The sequence below is a fragment of the Shigella sp. FC1661 genome (assembly GCF_001712525.1).
Classification (GTDB): domain Bacteria; phylum Pseudomonadota; class Gammaproteobacteria; order Enterobacterales; family Enterobacteriaceae; genus Escherichia; species Escherichia coli.
The window spans coordinates 1-3,202 of sequence record NZ_MDGW01000227.1 but is presented as its reverse complement, the minus strand read 5'-3'; the positions used below and the strand labels follow the sequence as shown (position 1 = coordinate 3,202).

2 protein-coding genes are annotated in these 3,202 nt (G+C 48.6%); both read left to right on the top strand.

What is annotated here, in order from left to right; genetic code table 11:
• The coding region (locus BFF42_RS13890; protein WP_000474469.1) for an IS1 family transposase at nt 1–256 on the top strand (256 nt) is incomplete at its 5' end.
• Nucleotides 257–868: 612 nt separating this feature from the next.
• On the top strand, nt 869–3,202 hold a 2,334-nt coding region (locus BFF42_RS13885; RefSeq protein ID WP_146759048.1), incomplete at its 3' end, for a DEAD/DEAH box helicase family protein.

The following is a 3,202-nucleotide window of genomic DNA, read 5'->3' as shown; positions in this document are numbered from 1 at the left end:
GGGGCGTCTTATGAGCTTGCTGTCACCCTTTGACGTGGTGATATGGATGACGGATGGCTGGCCACTGTATGAATCCCGCCTGAAGGGAAAGCTGCACGTAATCAGCAAGCGATATACGCAGCGAATTGAGCGGCATAACCTGAATCTGAGGCAGCACCTGGCACGGCTGGGACGGAAGTCGCTGTCGTTCTCAAAATCGGTGGAGCTGCATGACAAAGTCATCGGGCATTATCTGAACATAAAACACTATCAATAAGTTGGAGTCATTACCGAGTGTCCGTTAAACTCAGGCTACCTCAGACAGTCCTGTTCTCCCAAATATCATGGTATTGATACGGGAGATTATGCCGTACAGGTACGACACGTTATGTCGTGCCAAAGGGGAGTGGATAGAAAAAATGGCGAAGATGCGAAAAGTTGATTAATGCATTGAAAAAAAATGAATTAATAATGAACTTGGGTAAAAGCGCCATCAAAATACGACACGACCTGTCGTATTTTGTGTTAGCCGGGAAAAGATATCGGCTACTTACTAAAATGATTTAGTGCTGAAAATATTTATAAGCCAATAAATAGACAGGTATTACGGAGTAACGCCCAGGCTATTTTAACGAGCCTGCTGTTTTATTGGCTCAAAAAACATATCCCATAGATGATCAGCCATACCCGCGTTAGTGAGCAAGGTATCCCTTGAGTAGCCAGGGCTGAAGACGCCCATTGATGGGCGAAAACCAAGGTTCTGGCCGTTAAAGCGGCTATGTCGTTAAACACATCACCACCATATGCCATCCGGCTCACTTCGTCGGCCAAATTAGTGTGATATTCTTTCCAGAATTTCTGTTGTATCCACAACATAAGGCGATGATTGATGGAGCAGTCTCTCAATTTTGAAATGTTGCGCAGCCAGTGGCCGGAACTGGCAGAACTCGCATGTATGGCAGAGCGCTATGTTCACTCCGATCCGGAAAGCTGCCTGGTTAAGCTGCGCAACTACACCGAATTGATGGTGCGCTGGTTGTATCGTCAGGAGCGGTTGCCGGAAGGTATTAAGGCTAATCTTTACGATTTAATGAACGCTGATGTCTTTACCAGCATGATGCCGGAAGCCATCATCATGAAAATGGATGCTCTGCGTATCCATGGCAACCGTGCCGCGCACGGCGGACGTATCAAAGCTAAAGATACTTACTGGCTGCTCAAAGAAGCGTATTTGTTGGGAATTTGGCTGTATGTTCGCTACGCCCACGGTAATGTTGATGACTGCCCCAAATTTACACTCCCTCCATTAACACAATCTTCAGGTCGTGCAGATGAAAAACGTCTGGAAGATGCAATCAAGGCTCAGGATGAAAGCCGTGAGCGCGAACTGGCGCTACAACGCGCACTACAGCAAGAACAGGAAAAGGCCGAACACCTCACTCAACGCCTGAATGAAGCCAGAGCGCGTAACAAGCATGTTGCCGATATTCTCTCTATTGATGAAGCGGAAACCCGCCGTCGCCTGATTGACTCTCGCTTACTTGCAGCCGACTGGAATGTAGGGGAAGAACTTAAAAACACGGATCAAGTCACACAAGAACATCCAGTCAAAGAGCAACCCACCACCTCTGGTGACGGTTATGCAGACTATGTCTTGTGGGATGAGGCACACAAACCGTTGGCGGTGGTGGAAGCAAAAAAAACCAGCGTCAATGCCGAGCAAGGACGAATTCAGGCCCGGCTGTATGCAGACTGGCTGGAAAAAGAATACGGTCAGCGTCCGGTCATCTTCTACACCAACGGCTATGATATCTGGCTGTGGGATGACCATAAAACTCATGGTTATCCCCCGCGTCGGGTGTTTGGCTTCTACAGCAAGGAAAGCCTGCAATATCTTATTCAGCAGCGTGAAACCCGTCTGCCGCTGAACAGAGTGCCACACGTAAAAGATAACGAAGGTAAGGCCGTTGCCGGACGTTTGTACCAGCTCGAAACCATTGCCCGCGTCAGTGAACGGTTTACCAACAAGTACCGACAATCGTTAATTGTTCAGGCTACGGGTACAGGCAAAACCCGCGTGGCAATTGCACTAAGCAAACTGATGATTGATGCCCGCTGGGTAAAACGCGTCCTGTTTCTTTGCGACCGTAAAGAACTGCGTAAACAGGCGGCAAATGCCTTTAATCAATTCACCAATGAGCCGCTGTATGTGGTCGGGAAATCGAAAAAAGCAGACAGGCAGAATGCCAGAATCTACATCGCTACCTATCCCGGTATGATGAAAATCATGGACCATTTCGATGTCGGTTATTTCGATTTGATCATCGCCGATGAATCCCACCGCTCTATCTACAACGTCTACGGCGATCTGTTTAAGTATTTTGATGCCCTCCAGATTGGCCTGACGGCCACGCCAATTGACATGGTGAGTAAAACCACTTTCGGCCTGTTTGGTTGTGAAGGACGTATTCCTACCGCCAACTACAGCCTGGAAGATGCCATCGCCGATAACAATCTGGTTCCCTATGAGGTTGTCACACACACAACAGAATTCCTGCGCGAAGGTATCAAACGGGAGAAATTAAGCGACGCACAAATCCGCGAGCTGGAAGAACAAGGCATAGATCCCAATACGCTGGAGTTTGATGGCAAGGCGCTGGATGAGGCGATCTACAACAAAGACACCAACCGCTATATCCTGCGTAACCTGATGGAAAATGGCCTGAAAGATCGGGACGGCCAGTTGCCTGGTAAAACCATCATTTTCGCCCGTAACCACAAACACGCGCTGCTGTTGAATGAATTGTTCGACGATATGTACCCACAGTTTGCCGGGCGCTTCTGCCAGGTCATCGACAACTACGATCCCCGCGCCGAGCAACTGATTGATGATTTTAAAGGGCTGGATGAAAGCACCAACAAAGAGCTGACCATCGCTATCTCCGTTGACATGCTCGATACCGGTATTGATGTCCCGGAAATTGTGAATCTGGTCTTTGCCAAACCGGTCAAATCAAAAGTGAAGTTCTGGCAGATGATTGGCCGTGGTACGCGCCTCTGTCCGGGGTTGTACGGTTACGACGATAACGGCAAACCGCTGGATAAACAGAAATTCCGCATTTTCGATCATTGGGGCAATTTTGAGTATCACGAGCTGCATACCGAAGAGGCGGAAGTCACAGCGACAAAATCGCTTGCGCAAAAACTGAGCGTGGTTGATCTG